This is a genomic window from Streptomyces sp. NPDC008317 (genome assembly GCF_042955955.1).
Classification (GTDB): domain Bacteria; phylum Actinomycetota; class Actinomycetes; order Streptomycetales; family Streptomycetaceae; genus Actinacidiphila.
In genome coordinates this window covers 545,076-563,415 of sequence record NZ_JBIBFQ010000005.1, presented here as the reverse complement: position 1 = coordinate 563,415, position 18,340 = coordinate 545,076, and the positions used below count along the sequence as shown (strand labels likewise).

Here is an 18,340-nt window from a genome sequence, read left to right as displayed (position 1 = left end):
CGGGCAACGGCCCCGCCCCCCAGCCGCCGCCCGGCACCCGCACTCGCACTTCCGCCTTCTGGAGGCACCGATGACCGCAGGCCCCGTCCTGCCCCGCAGCCCGCTCCCCGGCGACCCGCCGCCCGCCGGGCACCCGCGCCGGGACACCGGACTCTCCCGCCGTGACGTCCTGCGCCGCGGCACAGGACTGCTCTCCGGCGCCGCCGCGGGCGCGCTGCTCGCGGGCTGCGGCACCGGCGAGAGCGACGGCGTGGGCGCGGACGGTCGGGTCACCGTCGAGCTGTGGCACGGCCAGACCGACACCGGCCGCGCCGCGATCCAGCAACTGGTGGCCGAGTTCAACCGCACCCACCCGAAGATCAGGGTCGACCCCGGCGGCGGCGTCCTGTCCGACGCCATGCTCCAGAAGGTCACCGCCGCGCTCGCCTCCGGCTCGTACCCCGACATCGCCTACATCTTCGGCTCGGACCTGGCCAGCATCGCCCGCAGCCCCAAGGTCGTGGACCTCACGGCGACGATGGCCCACGGCCCCACCCCCTGGAACGACTTCTGGACCCCGGCCCGCGAGGCCGTCACCGTCAACAAGCGGGTACGCGCCGCGCCCGCGCTCATCGACTCGCTCGCCGTCGTCTGCAACAAGAAGCTCTTCGCCCGCGCCGGAGTGCCGCTGCCCGAGCCCGGCTGGACCTGGGACGAGTTCACGGCCACCGCGAAGAAGCTCACCAGCCACGCCGACGGCACCTTCGGCACCGGCTGGCCGGGCGTCGGCGACGAGGACACCGTCTGGCGGATCTGGCCGATGATCTGGGACCTCGGCGGCGAGGTCATCTCCGCCGACGGCCACGGCATCGGCTTCGAGGACACCGGCGTCCGCGCCCTGGAGACCATCGCCACCCTCGCCTCCGACAAGAGCGTCTACATCGACCCCAAGCCCGGCAGCGAGCAGATGTACCAGGTCTTCCTCTCCGGCCGGATGGGCATGGTCCCCACCGGCCCCTGGCAACTGCCCGACGTCATCCAGGCCAAGATCGACTACCACGTCGTCCCGCTGCCCAGCTACAGCGGGAAAGAGGTCACCATCTCCGGGCCCGACACCTGGACGGTCTTCGACAACGGCTCGGCGCGCGTCGCCGCCGCCCGCACCTTCGTCGAGTGGCTGATCCAGCCACCGCAGGACGTGCGGTGGGACATCCGGGCCGGCAGCCTCCCGCTCAGCCGCAGCACCCAGGCGCTGCCCGCGTGGCAGGACCGCAGCTCCCGCACGGAGGGTCTGTCGGTCTTCACCAAGGCCCTGGAGACCGCGCGGGTACGCCCCGCCCACCCCGCCTACCCGCAGATCTCCGAGGCGCTCGGCCAGGCGATCACCGCGGTGCTGCTCGGCCGCAGCACCCCCGCCAAGGCACTGCGCGACTGTGCGCACGAAGCCAACGCCGCACTGCTCATCCCGCGTTGAGGAGACCCATGTCGAGAACCACGCCGCGGCTGCTGCCCCGGCACAGGCCGGGCCCCGCGCAGCGCCGCCCCGCCCCGCTCACCCTGTCCGACCAGGACCGCGACCGCGAGCACGCACAGCAACTGCGCGCCCGGCGCCGCAGGCTGCGCGGCGAGTCCGCGACCGCGTGGACCTTCATCGCGCCCTCGATCGTGGTCATCCTCGGCCTCAGCGTCGTCCCCGTGGTCTGGTCGCTGCTGCTGTCCTTCCGCGCGGACGACCTGGTCACCCCCAGCCGCTGGGTGGGCCTGGCCAACTACCGGGCCCTGTCCAAGGACCCGCACTTCAGCCAGGCGGTGCGCAACACCCTGGAGTACACCGCGCTGTACGTCCCGCTGAGCATGCTGCTGGGCCTGGCGCTCGCCCTCGCGCTCAACCGGCGCATCCGGCTCGTCGGCGTCTACCGCACCCTGATCTTCGTACCGTTCGTCATCTCGGCCACCGCGCAGGGCGTGCTGTTCTCCTTCATCCTCGACCCGCAGTTCGGCGCCGCCAACTCCGTACTGCACTCCATCGGCGTCTCCCCGCAGGGGTTCCTCACCGATCCGTCGCAGGCCCTCCTCGTCCTCGTCGCGATCTCCCTGTGGAGCGGCACCGGCTTCTGCGTCGTGGTCTACCTCGCCGCGCTCCAGGACGTGCCGCAGTCCCTCATCGAGGCCGCCAGACTCGACGGGGCGGGACGCCGCCAACTGCTGCGCCACGTCGTGCTGCCGACGCTCACCCCGGTCAACGTCTTCCTGCTGCTGTGGCAGACCATCAACTCCCTCCAGGTCTTCGACCTCGTCTACGTCACCACCAAGGGCGGACCGCTCGGCTCCACCACCGTGATCGTCTACTTCATCTGGGAGCAGGCGTTCAAGAACTTCACCGCCGGTTACGGGGCAGCCGCCGCCTACGTGCTCGCGCTCGCCCTGTTGGTGATCGCGGTCGGCACGCGGGCCCTGCGCCGCCGCGAGCCCGTACGCCTCGAAGGAGCCCCGCGATGACCGTCACCTCAGCCCTGCCCGACGCGGCGCCGCCCGGCGCCGGGAACGCCGACGCCCCGCGGCCGAGCGCGCCCCGCCCCCGGCGCTCGCGGCTGCCCTTCAGCGGCTGGCACCTGCTGCTCGCCCCGCTCGCCCTGCTCTTCGCGGTCCCGCTGATCTGGCTGCTGGTCAGCTCGGTGATGAGCAACGCCGAGATCAACCGCTTCCCGCCCGCGCTGTGGCCCTCCCACATCGACCTCGGCGGCTACCGCTACGTGCTCGGCAACGCGCTGTTCCCGCGCTGGTTCGCCAACTCGCTGATCGTCTCCGTCGTCGCGGTCGTCTCCAACCTCGTCTTCGGCGCGCTCGGCGGATACGCCTTCGCCCGGATGCGGTTCGCCGGCTCGCGCACCCTGCTGGTGCTGATGCTGGCCACCATGGCGATCCCGTTCCAGCTCACCATGATCCCGACCTTCCTGGTGATGAAGCGGCTCGGCCTGATCGACACCCTCGGCGCGCTCATCGTGCCGTCGCTGGTCACGCCCTTCGCGGTCTTCCTGCTGCGGCAGTTCTTCCTCTCGCTGCCCAGGGAGCTGGAGGAGGCCGCGTGGATCGACGGCTGCTCACGGCTGCGCGTGCTGCTGCTCATCGTGCTGCCGCTGTCGCGGCCCGCGCTGAGCACGGTCGCGGTGCTGACCTTCCTCAGCACCTGGAACGACCTGACCTGGCCGCTGATCGCCATCAACCACGACACGCAGTACACGCTGCAACTCGGCCTGACCACCTTCCAGGGCCTGCACCACACTCGCTGGTCCGCGGTGATGGCGGGCAACGTCCTGACCGTCCTGCCGGTGCTGCTCGCCTTCCTCGCGGCGCAGAAGCAGTTCATCCAGTCGATCACCTCCAGCGGCCTGAAAGGCTGACGGGACACCGCCCCGTCGCCCCAGGACGGACGGACCCGCTCCGTCGCCCGAAGGGACGACGGGACACCGCCCGGACTCCCGCCGCCGGACTTCCGCCCCACCACCACAGAAAGCCAGCTCATGCCGGACACGTTCGACCTGCTCGTCATCGGGGACGCCAATCCCGACATCGTCCTGGGGCCGCTGGACGCCCCGCTCGCCTTCGGCCAGCGCGAACAGCTCGTCCCCACCGGCCTGCTGACCCTCGGCGGCTCCGCCGCGATCATGGCGTGCGGCGCCGCCCGGCTCGGCCTGAAGGTCGCCATCGCCGGCCGGATCGGCGACGACGACACCGGCCGGTACGTCCGTACCGCCCTGGCCGAGCGCGGCGTCGACACCGCGGCGCTGCGGGTGGACCCGGACCTGCCGACGCCGCTGACCACCGTGCTCACCCGCGGCGACGACCGCGCCATCCTCACCGCGACCGGCACCCTCACGGCCACCGTCGGCGCCGACGTGCCCCAGGCGCTGCTCGCGCACAGCCGCCATGTGCACGCCGCCTCGTACTTCCTGCTGCCGGGACTCGCGACCGCGCTGCCCGACCTCTTCCGCACCGCCCGCGCGCACGGCGCCACCACCTCGCTCGACACCAACGACGACCCGGCGGGCGACTGGGACCCGGCCGGAATCGCCGCGCTGCTCCCCGTCACCGACATCCTGCTGCCGAACGCCAGGGAGGCGTGCGCCCTGGCGGCCGGCGGGGAGACCGCGTCCGGTGACCCCGAGGCGCACGGGAAGATCCCGTCGGGGGACCCCGAGCCCGCCGACGTCGAGCGGGCCGCGGCCCTGCTCGCCGCGCGCGGTCCGCTGGTGGTGGTGAAGAACGGCGCGGACGGCGCCCTGGCCCACGACGGCCGCGGCCCGCTGCGCGCCCCCGCCGTCCCCGTACGGCCGCTCGACACCGTCGGCGCGGGCGACAGCTTCGACGCCGGCTTCGTCGCCGCCACCCTGGCGGGCCTGCCCCTGGCAGCCGCCCTCGCCCTGGCCGCCGCCTGCGGCGCCCTGTCCACCCGAGCGCACGGCGGCACCACCGCCCAACCCACCTGGGACGAGGCGCTCGGCGCCTCCCGCGCCGCCACCACCCGCAACGGAAAGAACCCGTCATGAGCACAGCCAGCACCACACCCCGTACGACGACCAGCGGCGCCACCCGTACGACCAAGATCGCCTTCATCGGTGCCGGAAGCGTCGTCTTCACCCAGGGCCTGCTCGCCGACCTCTTCGCCTTCCCCGAGCTCAAGGACGTGCACATCGCGCTGCACGACATCGACGCCGAGCGGCTGGCCACCGCCGACGGGGCCGCACGGCACATCGCGGCCGAGCGCGGCGCGGCGCCGCTGATCACCGCGCACGCCGAGCGCCGCGCGGCCCTGGAAGGCGCCGACTTCGTCATCAACATCATCCAGGTCGGCATGGGCGAGGCGACCCGTACCGACTTCGACGTCCCCGCCCGCCACGGCCTGCGCCAGACCATCGGCGACACCCTCGGCGTCGGCGGCATCTTCCGCGCGCTGCGCACCTTCCCCGTCCTGCGGGAACTCGGCCGGGACATCGCGGAGGTCTGCCCCGACGCCTGGCTGCTCAACTACACCAACCCGATGGCGATGAACGTGCAGTACCTCGCCGAGGCCACCGGACTGACCCGGGTCGTCGGCCTGTGCCACTCGGTGTACTGGACGATGCACGACCTCGCGGAACTGCTGCGCATCCCGCTGGAAGAGGTCACCTACCACGCGGCGGGCGTCAACCACCAGGCGTGGGTGCTGCGCTTCGAGTACCAGGGCGAGGACGTCTACCCGCGGCTCGACGCGCTCATCGCGCAGGACCCGCAACTGCGCCGCAGGGTCCGCGTCGACATGTACCGGCGGCTCGGCTACTACCCGACCGAGACCAGCGAGCACTCCTCCGAGTACGTGCCCTGGTACCTGCACCACGACAGCGAGATCGAGCGGCTGCGGCTGCCCGTCGGCGCGTACCTCGGCATCGTGGACGAGAACGTCGCCGCGTACGAGAAGACCCGCGCCGCACTCGCCGCCGGACTCCCGCTGCCGGTCGAGGGCACGATGGAGTACGCGCCGCAGGTGATCCACAGCATCACCACCGGCACCCCGCGCACCATCTACGGCAATGTGCCCAACCACGGCCTCATCGACGACCTCCCGGCCGCCGGTACGGTCGAAGTGCCGTGCCTGGTCGACGCGTTGGGCGTCCAACCCACCCGGATCGGCGCGCTGCCGCCGCAGTGCGCCGCGCTGAACCGCACCTACCTCAGCACCACCGACCTCGTCGTCCGCGCCGCGATCGAGGGCGACCCCCGCCATATCCGGCACGCCGCCATGACCGACCCGGCGACGGCCGCCTCGCTCCCCGTCGAACGGATCTGGGAGCTGTGCGACGACATGGTGCGCGCCCACGGTGACGCGCTCCAGCCGGAGTTGCGGGCCGTCCTGGGCACGTGAGGCGGCGGGCCGCGCGCCGGGCCGGTGGGCTGAGTCGGCCCGGCTCGGCCCGGCTCCACTCGGCCCGGCTCCACTCGGCTCAGCTCGGCCCGGCTCGGCACTCGGTTCGGTTCGACAGGGCTCGGCTCAGTGCGCGAGGGCGCTCATCAGGTGGCGCATGGCCCGGATGAGCGCCGGGCGCAGCGCGATGGTGTCGGCGGGGGTCGCCTCGATGGGGGAGCCGTCGGCGTTCAGCGGGCGGGCGGCCACGCCGTTCCACTGCTTGATGCCGTCCACGCTGAGCGAGAAGACGGCGCCGCCGTGCCGGACGGTGACGGCCTGCCGCGCGGTGCCGTAGATCGTGAACGCCTGGTCGCCGAGGCCGCGCAGCGCCTTGGTGACCTCGGGCGAGTCGGTCATGAACAGGAAGTCGCCGGAACCCGCGGTCGTGGGGTCGGGGACGATCACATGCGAGAGGTCCGCGAATTCGGCGTGCACGTCGGACTTCTTGTGCAGGTCGACGGTGACGGTGACCGTGTACGTCGTCTCCCAGTCGCCGCTCCCGGTCACCGACGTGGTCAGGGTGCAGGCGGCGTGGTCGAGGGCGGGACCCTTGGTGATCACGGGGATGCCCTGGAGGAATTCGGTGCCGAAGGCGTCGGACAGCGGCTGGAGATTGTCGCTGGTGCACGGGTTGTCCGCGAGGTGATAGCCGTGCAGGTCCGGCCGCGGGCCGCCGTACCCGGTGAACTGGAGGACCGCGAGCCAGACCGCCGACGCCGTGACGACGCCGCCGAGCGCCCACAGCACGCGGCCCCGGCGTCCCTCGGGCCGTGGCCGCCAGGGTTTGAGGGTCGGTCCTCTGTCCTCGCCGCCGTGACCGCCGCCCGTGTCGCGGACGCGGTACGGGTCCGCGGGGGAGCGCGGCGGCGGGAGGCGGGTGCGCAGCCGGGAGAGCGCGGAGCGCAGCGACGGCGGCGCGTGGCCCGCGCCGCTCAGGATGTCGGGGGCGGGGCGGTCGGGCTCCGGCTCCTCGACCATCTCCGGCTCGGTGATCATGCCGAATCCCCTCGTCGCGGTGTGCCGGACACTGTACGGCGGGGCGGACGCCGCATCGGGACCCCTGCTCCCAGGCTGCCCGTGGGCGGCGGCGGGTAACAGGCGGGTTCGCGCCAGGGGGGATCGGGGCCGGACGGGTGCGGTGCCGGGGGAGTGCGGGCCGGGCGTCGGGCCGCGGTCAGCCGCCGGTCTCCGCGCCGCCGTTGTCCCCGTCCTCCGGGAGGTCCGCCTCGACCCCGTTCGCGCGGGCGATCCGGAGCGCGTCGTCCAACTCGTCGCAGGCCACGGCCAACGCGTACGCGTCCCCCGCCCGCCCCGCGGCGGCCACCGCCTCCCGAGCCACGCGCACCCGCTCCAGCATCGCCTCGGCGAAACCGTCCACCCGGACCTCCATCCGACGTCATCGGCCGCCCTCCGCCCTGGCCCCGATCGCACGGAGAGCCAGGGGAGATCGCGGATCTCCGGACATGCTAACGACGCCGCCGCGGCCCGGCGCCACCCGAACCCCCGTATGGCGTAGGGCGGTTCGGCCCGCTTCACCTGCTGTCCAAGGTCCGTCCACCGCCCGTCCGCGCTCGGGTCGGACGGTGGACGGACGGCGTGCGAGCCGGGGCGGCGGCGGACCTCCGGGCACGGCGGAAATCGGTGTCGCGCGCGCCGGTCGATGGACATGATCGGATCAGCGGACAGCATGAGAATCGCACCGACGCGCCGGTGCCCACGGCCGTCAACCGGCGCCGCGCCGGGGCGAATTGACAGAGTTAGGCATGCCTAACCTAGGCTCGTCGCGCCCCTGGTCACCGGTCGTCCCACGACCGTCGGCCCGAACGACTGCGCGCCCGGAAGTGGACCCCCATGCGGCTCTATGTGTTGGCTCTGAACCCGACCGACTCGGTCACCGAGGGATTCCTCCCGGCCGCCCGCCGCCTCGGCCTGGACGTCACGGTCCTCACCGACCAGCCCGCCGCGCACCGGGCCGCGTACGGAGACGATCCGGCGGTCGGCGTCCTGGAGTGCGACGTACGCGACTTCCGCGCCGTCATCACCCGCGTCTCCGCCTATCGGCCGCCGGACGCCGTCTTCACCAACAGCGACCACCTCCAGGTCCAAGCCGCCCTGGCCGCCGACTACTTCGGCCTGCCCGCCAAGAGCTGGCAGGCCGCGCTGCGCACCAAGGACAAGGCCGAGACGCGCCGGGTCCTGGCCGCCTCGGGCGTCGACACGGTGTGGTCGGCGCAGGTGCCCGCGGGCCAGGACCCGGCGGCCTGCCTCGCCGGACTCGACGTGCCGTACCCCTGCGTCGTCAAACCGCGCGAGGGCGTGGCGAGCGAGGACGTCGTACGCGCCGAGGACCCGGCGGACCTGGAGCGCCGTGTCCGGCGGATCCAGGCCGACCGGCCGGGCGCCGCACTGGTCGTGGAGGAGTTCCTGCCCGGCGAACTGCTCACCCTGGAAACCCTCGGCGACGGTACGACCCGCCATGTGCTGGGCGGCTTCCGCACCACGCTGTCCCCGCCGCCGTACTTCATCGAGGAGCGGCTGACCTTCGTCCCCGCGCACCCCGCGCCCGTCGTCGACCAGGTCCTCGCCCAACTCGACGCCCTCGGCGTCGGATTCGGCGCCTGCCACACCGAATTCGTGCTGCACGAAGGGCGCGCGCGCCTGATCGAGGTCAACTACCGCGCCATCGGCGACCAGTGCGACCTGCTGCTGGCCGAACTGCTCGACCTGCCGCTCTTCGAACACATCCTCCGCACCCATCTGGGCGAACCCCTCCCGGCCGACCTGCGTACCGCGACCGGCCGCGCCGCCCGGCTCGACTACCCCTACGCGCGGCAGGCGGGCACCCTCACCGCCGCCCCCGGCCCGGCCGACCTGACGGCCGACGGCGTGCGCCTGACCTACCGGCCGTTGCGGACGGTCGGCGAACGGCATCCGCTGCACCGCACCAACCGCGACCTGCTGGGCGTCGTCCGGGCCATCGGACCCGACGAGGACGCCGTGGAGCAGGCCGTCACCGGCTTCCTCGCCGAGCACCGCTGGGAGATCACGCCGTGACGGTGACCGGCCGGGCCGCCGGAGACGAAGAACGCGCCCTGCTGATCGACGTGTTGAGCACGCTGCTGCGCGAGGACGTCGTGCGCCTGTGCACCGGCAGCGCCCTCGTACGCCGCCCCGACGGCGACTGGCTGCGACTGCCGGTCCCCGAGGCCGATGCGGACGTGCTGCCGCTGCCGCCGCCCGTGACCGACCCGACAGGGGAGGAGTCGGCGCTCCTGCTGCCGGTCACGGCGGACGGCTTCCAGAGCGAGTACGCCGCCCGGCTCCCGCTGCTGCTCCAGGAGCCCGGCGGGCGGGAGTTGACGACCGGCGAGGACGTCCTGGCGGCGCTGCGCACTCTCGCGGCGCCCGAGGACCGCGCGGGCTTCACCGCCTTCGCGGACGAGTACCGGGACGCGCTGACCGCCCTGCGGCTGCGGACCGCGACCCGCGCCGACACCGTGGCCCGGCTCACCGCACGCCACGGCGGCGACCCCGCCGGGTGGACCGGACTCACCGGCGCCCTCGCGTACGACACCCTGGCCGCCCGGTACGGCCACCCGGTGCACCCGACCTCCGCCGCCCGCAGCGGACTGACGGAACGTCAACTCCTCGCCCACGCGCCCGAATTCGCGCCACGCTTCGCCCTGCGCTGGCTCGCCCTGCCCAGGGAGGCCGTCACCGTGCAGGGCGCGGACGGCGATCGGGCACCCGACGGCATGGGCCTCGGCGATCTGCGGCCGTCCGCCCTCACCCTCGGCCTGCCGCAGGAGCTGGACGGCACCCATGTCGCTTTCCCCGTCCACCCCCTCACGGCGGACGGCCCGCTGCGGGACGCGCTGCGCGCCACCGGCCTCGACGGCAGGTCCGTACTGGCCGACCGTACGTACCTGGACGTGGCGCCCACACTGTCGACCCGCACCGTCGCGGTCCTCGCCGACCCCGGCACCCACCTCAAACTGCCCCTGGCCACCTCGACGTTGGGGCTGCTCAACCGGCGCACGATCAAACCGGGCAGCCTGATCGACGGCGCGGCCGGGCAGCGGCTGCTGGAGGCGGTGACCGCGCGCGAACCGCGCTTCCGCGACAGCGTGCTGCACGCCGACGAGACCCGGTTCGCGCACGCGGGCCACGAACTCCTCGCCGTGCTCGTCCGCCGCCACCCGCCCGGCCTCGACGGCTGCGCCGTCCTGCCCATGGCCGCGCTGCTCGCCGAGGCCCCCGACGGCCGGCCGGTCGTCGACCACCTCGCCGACCGCTACTACGGCGGTGACCCGCTCGCCCTGCTCGACGCGGTCCTCACCCTGCTCCTCGACTGGCAGACCACGCTCTTCGGATACGGCATCGCCCTGGAGTCCCACCAGCAGAACATCTCGCTGCTGCTGGACGACCCCGAAGGCCGCACTCGGCTGCGCCTGCTCCTCAAGGACGACGACGGCCTGCGCGTCAACCGCGTGCGGCTGCGCGCGGCCCTCGGCCCCGACGCGCCGGAGCGCGCCGCCTTCGACGACCCTCGCATCCTGGTGGACGACGACGGCCCGGTGGCCGACCTGTTCACCACGATCACCGTCCATCTGTGCGCGGGCGCCTACGCGTTCGCCCTCGCGCGGCTCGGCCGCGCCCCGCTGGAAGACCTGCTCGACCGCGTACGCGACCTGCTCGACCGGGCCGCGCGGCGGCTCGGCACCGGGCCGGGCGAAGCGGGCGAGACCCTGCGCGCACGTGTGCTCGACGCACCGCGCCTGCCCGTCAAAGCGATGGTGAGCGCGGGCACGCTGCTCACCAAGGACCGCTCAGGAGCCACCGACATCAACAAGCACTACACCACCGGACCCAACTACCTTCTGCGGAGCCGTTGATGACGCTGCCCACCATCACCGGACCCGCCGACCGCGCCCGGCACGCGGGACTGCCCGACGCGGACCGGGCCGTGGCCCACACCCTGCTGAACTGCCTGCTCCGCGAGGTGTCGGGGCCCGAGCACCAGACCGCCGTCATCGACGGCCGCCTGCTGGTACGGCTGCCCCGCACCGGAGTACGGCTGCGGGTCGCGCTGCGCCGCACCTCACTGCTCGGCGCGCACCGCTTCGCGGGACCGGTCACGGAACAGACCGGCCACGACGACTGGACCGAGATCGACTGGCGACGGCTGGCCGAACACACCCACGCCGAGCTGACCTCGCTCACCGGCGTGCCCAACGACGAATTCCTCGACCAGGTGGAGTCCAGCCACCACGGAGTCGCCACCGCGCTGCGCGCCCCGCGCCCCGTCGCGGCCGGTCTCCCGCTCGCCGGATACCTCGCCTCCGAACAGTCGCTCGTCTACGGCCACCGCTTCCACCCGGCCCCCAAGTCCCGTGGCGGCGACCCCGGTTCATGGGCCGCCTACGCACCGGAGACCTCGGCGTCCTTCCCGCTGCGGCTGCTCGCCGTGCGCGAGGATCTGACCGTCCAGGAGTGCGCCGAGCCCGGTGCCGCCGACCCGCTGGACCGGCTCGCGGCCGTGCCCACGGGTTACCGGCTGCTGCCCGCCCACCCCTGGCAGTACGACCTGCTGCGCCGCCACCCCGCGCTGCGCGCCGCCCTGGACCGCCGCGACGTGCTGGACCTGGGCCCCGGCAGGACCCGTTTCGCCGCCACCGCCTCCGTCCGCACCCTCTACGACGGCGACACCTTCCTCAAATTCAGCCTCAATGTGCGGATCACCAACTGCCTGCGCAAGAACGCCAGTTACGAACTGGCCGGGGCCGTCGCCCTGACCCGGATGCTGCGGCCCGCCTTCGCCGACCTCGCCGCCCGCTTCCCCGGCGCCGACGTACTGCGCGAGCCCGCCTACCGCAGCCTGGCCCTGCCCGGCCGCGACGGCCGCCCCGACCAGTCGCTGCTCGAAGGCTTCGGCGTGATCGTCAGGGAAGGGCTCGACCGGCGGCTCGGGCCCGGCGGCACCGCGCTGCTGGCCGCCGCCGTCGCCGACGAGTACCCGACAGGTCCGGGGCACATCTCCCGGCTGGTCGCGGACGGCGGCCCGGCGGCGGCCCTGCGCTGGTGGCGCGCCTACCTGCGGCTGCTCGTACCCCCGGTGCTTGCCGCCTACTTCGACCACGGCGTCGTGCTCGAACCCCACCTTCAGAACGTGCTGGTCTGCGTCGACACCGACGGCGACCCCGTCCAGGTGCTCTTCCGCGACCTGGAGGGCACCAAACTGGTCCCCGAACTGCTCTCGGGCCCCTGCGCCGACGCCCTCGCCGCGCTGCCGCCCGAGGTCGCGGAGCCCCTGCGCTACGACGCCGACCGGGGCTGGGACCGGGTGGTCTACTGCCTGCTGGTCAACCACGTCGCCGAGATGCTGGCCGCCCTCGCCGACCTCCACCCGGACACCGAACCCGCCCTGTGGGCCGAGGTCCGCCGCACCATCCGCGACCACGCGGACGAGCACGGCCATCACCCCCGGCTCGACGCCCTGCTCGCCGGAGCGCCGCTGCCCGCCAAGGCCAATCTCCTCACCCGCTGGGAACGCGCGGCCGACCGGTTCGCGGGATACGTACGCCTGCCGTCGCCGCTCGCCGAGGACGTCCTGCCGGCACCGCTCGCCGAGCATGTCCTGCCGGTACCGGACGGCGGCCCCGGACACCCCGTGCGCGGCGCCGACCGCGATCCCGACGACGCGAGGACGCAGTCATGACCGCACCCGCACCTGCACCCGCACCCGCCCCCGCACCTGTCGCCGTTCCCGAGTCCGTACGGACCACGGCTCTCGCCCTTCCGACCGCCCAACTGCCCGCCTACCTCTACGACCTGGCGGCGCTGCGCGCGCACGCGGCGGCCGTGCGGGCGGCGCTGCCCGAGCGGGCGGAGCTGTACTACGCGGCGAAGGCCAACCCGGAGCCGGAGATCCTGGCGGCGCTCGGCCCGTACGTGACCGGCTACGAGGTCTCGTCCGGCGGCGAGGCCGCCCATGTGGCGGCGGCGGTGCCGGGCCGCCCGCTGGCCTTCGGCGGACCGGGGAAGACCCCCGCCGAGATCACGGCCGCGCTCGACCTCGGCGTGGACCGCTTCCACGTGGAGAGCGCGTACGAACTGCGCGTGCTCGCGCATCTCGTGGCCGCGCGCGGGACCCGCGTCGGCGTGCTGCTGCGCTTCAACCTCGCTGTCGCACCGGGGGAGTTGGCGACGGGAGTGCTGGCCATGGGCGGCGGACCCTCGCCCTTCGGCCTCGATCCGGCGCAGGCCGACGCGGCCGTCCGCGCGCTCACCGACGGCAGCCATCCGCACCTCGAACTGCGGGGTGTGCACGCCCATTTGGCCAGCGGCCTCCCGGCGCCGCGATTGCTCGCCGTCGCCGAGGCCGTGGTCACCTGGGCGAGTGACCTCACGGCGCGGCACGGCGTCCCGCTCCGGGAGGTCAACGTCGGCGGCGGCATGGCCGTCGACTACACCCGCCCGGCGGAGCGCTTCGACTGGACCGCGTACGGCGAGGGGCTCGCCCGGCTGCTCGACGCCCACCCCGGACCGCTGCTGCGCATCGAACCGGGCCGCGCCCTGACCGCGTACTGCGGCTGGTACGCCACCGACGTGCTGGACGTGAAGCCCAGCCACGGCGAGGAGTTCGCGGTGCTGCGCGGCGGCACCCACCATCTGCGGACCCCGGCGGCCAAGGGCCACGACCAGCCCTGCGCGCTGCTGCCGGTCGACGACTGGCCGCACCCGTGGCCGCGCTCGGCGGCCGACGGCGAACTGGTCACGCTGGCGGGCCAGTTGTGCACACCCAAGGACGTGCTCGCCCGGCGGGTCCCGGCGGCGGGACTCCGCGCGGGCGACCGGGTGCTGTTCGCGCTCGCCGGGGCGTACGCCTGGAACATCTCGCACCACGACTTCCTGATGCACCCCCGGCCGACCGTCCACTACGTCGATTCCACGGATGTCCCGGATTCCACGGCTCTCCCGGAACCCACGGCTCTCCCGGAATCCACGGCCCGTTCCTGAGACCGGCCTCTCCCGGACCGGCCGCTCCCGGACCGGCCGAGGCGCCGGTCCGGGAGAGGGCGTGTGCGGCGGACGGTTCAGGACGCCTTGCCGGTCACCGTGATCGTGTGGCTGCCCGCCGGGATGCCGCGCAGCGTCACCCGGCCGTCCTTGAGCGTGGCCTGGAAGGCGTGCGCCCCCGCGCCGTCCCAGGCGACCCGGCCGTCGACCTTGACGGTGACGCGCGTGCCCGCCGCGGGCAGGTCGACGACACCGGACGTCCCCTTGGGCGCCGTCAGGTCGAGCGTGAACTGCCGGTCATCGCCGCCGCGCTTCCAGCCGACGGTCAACGGACCGTGCAGCGTGGGAAGTTGACCGCGCGCCCAGGTGACGGAGCCCGGGTGCGGTGCGACGCTCCAAGTGGCGAAGCCGGGAGTGACGGGCGTCGCGCCGAGCAGGTCGTTGGTCAGTGCCGGGACCACCCCGGTCGACCAGCCGTGCGCCGCCGAGGTGAAGCCGCCCTCGTACATCGAACCGCCCGGGCCGATGCCCTCCCAGTCGGTGATGCCGGGCCCGTGACCAGCCATCCAGCCGTACAGCCGCTTGATCTCGTCGATGGCGGAGTCGGCCTTGCCCGCCAGGAAACGGGCCTGGATCTCGGGGTACGAGGTGAAGGCGTAGACCCGCTGGGAGCCGTCCGGGACCAGGGTGTTGTTGTCCATGAAGGCGTTGCCGTACGGCTGGGCGGTGGTCCGGGACAGGTGGTCGAGCGCCGAGGCGGCGCGCGTCGGGTCGGCGACCCCGGCGACCACGGCCAGGCCGTTGCCGTCCTGCCCGTGCCGTACCGCGCCGGTCGCCGAGTCGAGATAGGCGCCCGCCGCGCTGTCCCACAGACGGGTGTTGATCGCCGTGCTCACGGTGGCGGCGCGCTTCTGCCAGCGGTCGGCGTCCGCGCCGTGGCCCAGTGACGTCGCCAGCGCCGCCGCGTCCTTGAGCGCCTGGACGTAGAGGGTGTTGTAGTAGGTGACCTCGCCGCTGCGGGGCAGGAAGGCGTAGTCGCCGTAACCGCCGGTGCCGTTCAGGCCCTTGGACAGCAGGCCGTTGGCGTCGGTGACGCTCGGGTACCAACTGTCCAGCGTCTTGACGAGGTTGGCGTAGTAGTCGCGGGCGTAGGCCGTGTCGCCGGTGTACAGCACGTAGTCCCAGCTACTGGTCACCCACCACAGCGGGTAGTCGAACAGCGGGAGCGTGTAGGTGTTGATCGAGGCGGGCGGTATCCAGCCGTCGCCGCGCTGGTGGTCGGCGAGGTCGGCCAGCACGTTCTTGGCGGCGACCGCCGCGTCATGGGTCAGATACGTGGTGCGGCCGGAGACCGCGACATCGCCCACGTACGGGTCGCGGTCGCGCTTGGCGCCGTCGTGCAGCACGAGCTTGCCGTCCAGCGTCGGGCTGTCGGCGTTGCGCGGGTCGACATCGTCCGACCGGAAGGTGTCGGTGACCAGTTCGTTGGTGTACGAGGCGTCGTACCAGTACTGGTTCAGCTCGGCGTCCGAGGACTCGAACCAGCCGGTGTAGGAGTCCGGGGTGCCGAGGAACGGGGTGAAGTCGAGCGAAACACCGTCGATCCGCACGGTGCCCGACGGCTGCGCGAGCGGCGCGTCGGAGGGGAGCGCGTCCAGGCTGATCCTCATGTAGCGGAAGCCGTGCAGGCCGTCGGCGCACACCTTCGTACCGCTCAGGCAGCTCTTGTGGTCGGTCCAGATGCCGCCCTGCCGGGGGACCGCGTACTGATCGGTGCCGGGGCCGCCGGAGACGTCGGAGCGCGTGTAGTCGGAGCGGTCGGTGAGATAGTCGAGCGTCTCGGAGAAGGCCACCCGCACGCCGGGGCTGTTGTCCGAGGCGCCCGCGAAGCTGATCCGGGGGTAGCCGGAGACGACCTTGCCGAAGTCGAGCGTGACGCTGGGCACCGGCTCGGCGGCGACCAGCCCCGGCCACACCTCGTTGATCCTGGTGTACTCGCCCTTGCCCGAGGACTGGTCCTTGGTCACGGTGATCCGCACCCGCGCGGTGGTCACGGACGAGGAGAAGGCGACCGCGCGCCGCACGTCGGAGTTGCCGGTGACGGTGGCGCGGGTGGTCCAGGCAGAGCCGTCCCAGGTCTCGACGGTGAAGTCCTGCGGGACGCCGTCGCTGTTGGACAGCACCGTGATGCCGGGGAGCGTGACCGGGGTCGGGCTGGTGATCTCCAGCCAGGCGGGATACGTGGCCGCGTTCGCGTCGTTCCAGAACGTGTCGGTGTCGCCGTCGACCGCGTTGCCCGGCACGTAGGTACGGGGCTTGCCGTCGTTGCCGTTGTTGCCGTCGTGGTACGAGGAGGCGGTGGCCGTGGTGTCGGCCGGCCACGTCGGCTTGGGCTTGGGGGCGGGCCTGTTGAGGGTGGCGGTGCCCTTGCCGAGGACGCCCTGAGGGTGGGCGACGTCGCCGGTGGTGGCCGTCACGGCGACCGGCCGCACCTCGCGGCTCGACGGTGCCCGTACGTACTTCCGCCAGGAGGCGGAGTGGGGGGAGTTGGCGGAGGCCGGCCCCGACAGGGCCATGGTCGCGGTGAGCGCGCCGACGACGGCGACGGCCTGCGCGATGCGGACCGACCGTCGGGAGAGCGTGCCACGGAGGGGATGCGCAGAGGACAAGAGGGCTCCAGGTGTTCCACGAGCCGCGTCCCGCAGCCCGCACCACTAAGAACGATTCAATTCGGCGCCGCTGAACCTATGGCGCGATTGAGCTGGGGGTCAATACATCCTTCGGCCAAGGCTTCGCATTGTCGCGGCGCGGAATTGAAACGTCATTGAAACGGTAAGGCAGGGCCGCCCCCGCGTCCGGCCCGCCGTCGGCCCCGCTCGCCGGTCTCGTCCCGTGTTCCGACATCTTTCTCGAAACTGTCGAAGCCGACACCGCGTCAGTTCGGTGGCCCGATCGGGTGTTGGGTCACGCTTTGGTAACCCGTGACGCGAGCCTTGACCCCCTCTCCGGGTGCACTTTACCGTCACAGCGCGCAGCAAATTTCGGCGATGATGCCGAATCTTTCGAAAGGCTGGACCGATGAAGAAGCGCGCATTGCTCTCCCGCGCCGCGACCGCCAGAGCCCTGGCCGGCGGCGTGGCGCTCGTGCTCGGAATGTCCCTGGCCGCCTGTGGCGGCAGCAGCGGCGGCGACTCGGGCGGCGCCGGCTCGTTCCACGTGCTGGTCTACGGGGACGCGACCAACAAGGTCGAGAAGCAGATCGTCGCGACGTTCAACAAGACGTCCAAGGTCAAGGCGGTCCTCGACACGATCCCCGGCGCGGACTACCAGCAGAAGCTGCAGACGCTCATCAGCACCAAGCAGGCGCCCGACGTCTTCTTCAACTGGGGTGGCGGCAGCATCGCCCCCTTCGTCAAGAAGGGGCTTCTGCTGCCGCTGGACGAGATGATCGCCAAGGACCCGGGGCTCAAGAACAACTTCCTGACGTCGGTGTTCGACAGCGCCAAGGTGGACGGCAAGCCCTACGGCATCCCGATGCGCGGCACCCAGCCCGTCCTGCTCTTCAACAACAAGAAGGTGCTGGCCGACGCGGGCCTGACCGAGCCCAAGACGTGGGACGACCTGCTCAACGCGGTCAAGGTCCTGAAGTCCAAGCACATCACCCCGATCGCGCTCGGCGGCGGCGACCAGTGGCCGACCCTGATGTGGTACGAGTACGTCTACGACCGCGTCGCGGGCCCCGGCCTGTTCGAGAAGGCGCTCGCGGGCGACAAGAGCGCCTGGGCCAGCGCCGACAGCAAGAAGGCGCTGTCGATGCTCAAGGAGCTGGTCGACGCCGGTGCCTTCGGCACCAACTACGACTCGGTGAAGTTCACCGACAACGGCTCCGCGGCCCTGGTCGCCACCGGCAAGGCCGGGTTCGAGCTGATGGGCTCCTGGTACTACTCCACCCAGCAGGACGCCAACGCCGACTTCGCCAAGAACGACCTCGGCTTCAGCACCTTCCCGACCGTGACCGGCGGCGTCGGCGACCCGACCGACGTGGTGGGCAACACCAACAACTTCTACTCGGTGCTGAAGAAGACCAAGTACCCGGACGCGATAGCCGAATTCCTCAAGCTCCAGTACAGCGACGAATTCGTGCAGGCACAGCTCGGCATCGGCAATCTGCCGACGACGAGGAACACCGAGAAGTTCCTCGACACCTCGGCCGATCCCGCCTACTCCAAGTACCAGTACAACCTGGTCAAGGACGCGAAGTCCTTCCAGCTCTCCTGGGACCAGGCGTACCCGCAGTCGGCGAGCACCGCGATGCACACGGCGGTCCAGCAGTTCTTCGACGGCAAGCTCGACGCCGACGGGTTCATCAAGGCCATGCAGGCCCTGCCGTCGTCCTGACCA

13 protein-coding genes are annotated in these 18,340 nt (G+C 72.5%); 10 read left to right on the top strand and 3 right to left on the bottom strand.

Annotated elements, in window-relative coordinates; translation table 11 throughout:
- Positions 1-70 precede the first annotated feature (70 nt).
- The 5 genes from ACFY9V_RS19670 (at position 71) to ACFY9V_RS19650 (ending at position 5,878) form a co-directional block, all read left to right on the top strand.
- Positions 71-1,453 (top strand): extracellular solute-binding protein, encoded by a 1,383-nt coding sequence (locus tag ACFY9V_RS19670; RefSeq protein ID WP_391162118.1) that lies wholly within the window; start codon positions 71-73, stop codon positions 1,451-1,453.
- Positions 1,454-1,461: 8 nt separating this feature from the next.
- The gene (locus ACFY9V_RS19665) at positions 1,462-2,478 is read left to right on the top strand and encodes a sugar ABC transporter permease (protein WP_355345765.1); all 1,017 of its coding nucleotides are present in this window, start codon (positions 1,462-1,464) and stop codon (positions 2,476-2,478) included.
- On the top strand, positions 2,475-3,380 hold the full coding sequence (locus ACFY9V_RS19660) for a carbohydrate ABC transporter permease (RefSeq protein ID WP_355345762.1): 906 nt from the start codon (positions 2,475-2,477) through the stop codon (positions 3,378-3,380). The genes ACFY9V_RS19665 and ACFY9V_RS19660 overlap by 4 nt, the downstream gene beginning before the upstream one ends.
- Positions 3,381-3,500: 120 nt before the next feature.
- A complete protein-coding gene (locus ACFY9V_RS19655; RefSeq protein ID WP_391162117.1) occupies positions 3,501-4,526 on the top strand; it encodes a PfkB family carbohydrate kinase in 1,026 nt (341 codons plus the stop codon).
- A complete protein-coding gene (locus tag ACFY9V_RS19650; RefSeq protein ID WP_355345756.1) occupies positions 4,523-5,878 on the top strand; it encodes an alpha-glucosidase/alpha-galactosidase in 1,356 nt (451 codons plus the stop codon). The genes ACFY9V_RS19655 and ACFY9V_RS19650 overlap by 4 nt, the downstream gene beginning before the upstream one ends.
- 126 nt (positions 5,879-6,004) lie before the next feature.
- On the opposite strand, the gene ACFY9V_RS19645 is transcribed toward ACFY9V_RS19650, so the two are convergent.
- Positions 6,005-6,916, bottom strand: coding sequence for a hypothetical protein (locus tag ACFY9V_RS19645; RefSeq protein WP_391162115.1), 912 nt, complete (start codon positions 6,914-6,916; stop codon positions 6,005-6,007).
- Positions 6,917-7,094: 178 nt separating this feature from the next.
- The gene (locus ACFY9V_RS19640; RefSeq protein WP_391162114.1) at positions 7,095-7,298 is read right to left on the bottom strand and encodes a hypothetical protein; all 204 of its coding nucleotides are present in this window, start codon (positions 7,296-7,298) and stop codon (positions 7,095-7,097) included.
- Positions 7,299-7,771: 473 nt separating this feature from the next.
- On the opposite strand from ACFY9V_RS19640, the gene ACFY9V_RS19635 reads away from it, so the two are divergent.
- The 4 genes from ACFY9V_RS19635 to ACFY9V_RS19620 are packed head-to-tail and all read left to right on the top strand — an operon-like array spanning position 7,772 to position 13,939.
- Positions 7,772-8,974: an ATP-grasp domain-containing protein gene (locus ACFY9V_RS19635; RefSeq protein WP_391162112.1), complete on the top strand. Its 1,203-nt coding sequence runs from the start codon at positions 7,772-7,774 to the stop codon at positions 8,972-8,974.
- Between the two features lie 2 nt (positions 8,975-8,976).
- A complete protein-coding gene (locus ACFY9V_RS19630; protein WP_391162229.1) occupies positions 8,977-10,815 on the top strand; it encodes an IucA/IucC family protein in 1,839 nt (612 codons plus the stop codon).
- Entirely contained in the window at positions 10,815-12,638 is a 1,824-nt protein-coding gene (locus ACFY9V_RS19625) for an IucA/IucC family protein (protein WP_391162111.1), read from the top strand. Before ACFY9V_RS19630 ends, ACFY9V_RS19625 begins: the two co-directional genes overlap by 1 nt.
- On the top strand, positions 12,635-13,939 hold the full coding sequence (locus ACFY9V_RS19620; protein WP_391162110.1) for an alanine racemase: 1,305 nt from the start codon (positions 12,635-12,637) through the stop codon (positions 13,937-13,939). Before ACFY9V_RS19625 ends, ACFY9V_RS19620 begins: the two co-directional genes overlap by 4 nt.
- Positions 13,940-14,016: 77 nt before the next feature.
- On the opposite strand, the gene ACFY9V_RS19615 is transcribed toward ACFY9V_RS19620, so the two are convergent.
- Positions 14,017-16,608, bottom strand: a complete 2,592-nt coding sequence (locus ACFY9V_RS19615) for an alpha-L-rhamnosidase C-terminal domain-containing protein (RefSeq protein ID WP_391162109.1) — start codon at positions 16,606-16,608, stop codon at positions 14,017-14,019.
- 409 nt (positions 16,609-17,017) lie between these two features.
- Between ACFY9V_RS19615 and ACFY9V_RS19610 the strand changes: the two genes are divergently transcribed.
- The gene (locus tag ACFY9V_RS19610; protein WP_355345733.1) at positions 17,018-18,337 is read left to right on the top strand and encodes an extracellular solute-binding protein; all 1,320 of its coding nucleotides are present in this window, start codon (positions 17,018-17,020) and stop codon (positions 18,335-18,337) included.
- Positions 18,338-18,340: the final 3 nt, after the last annotated feature.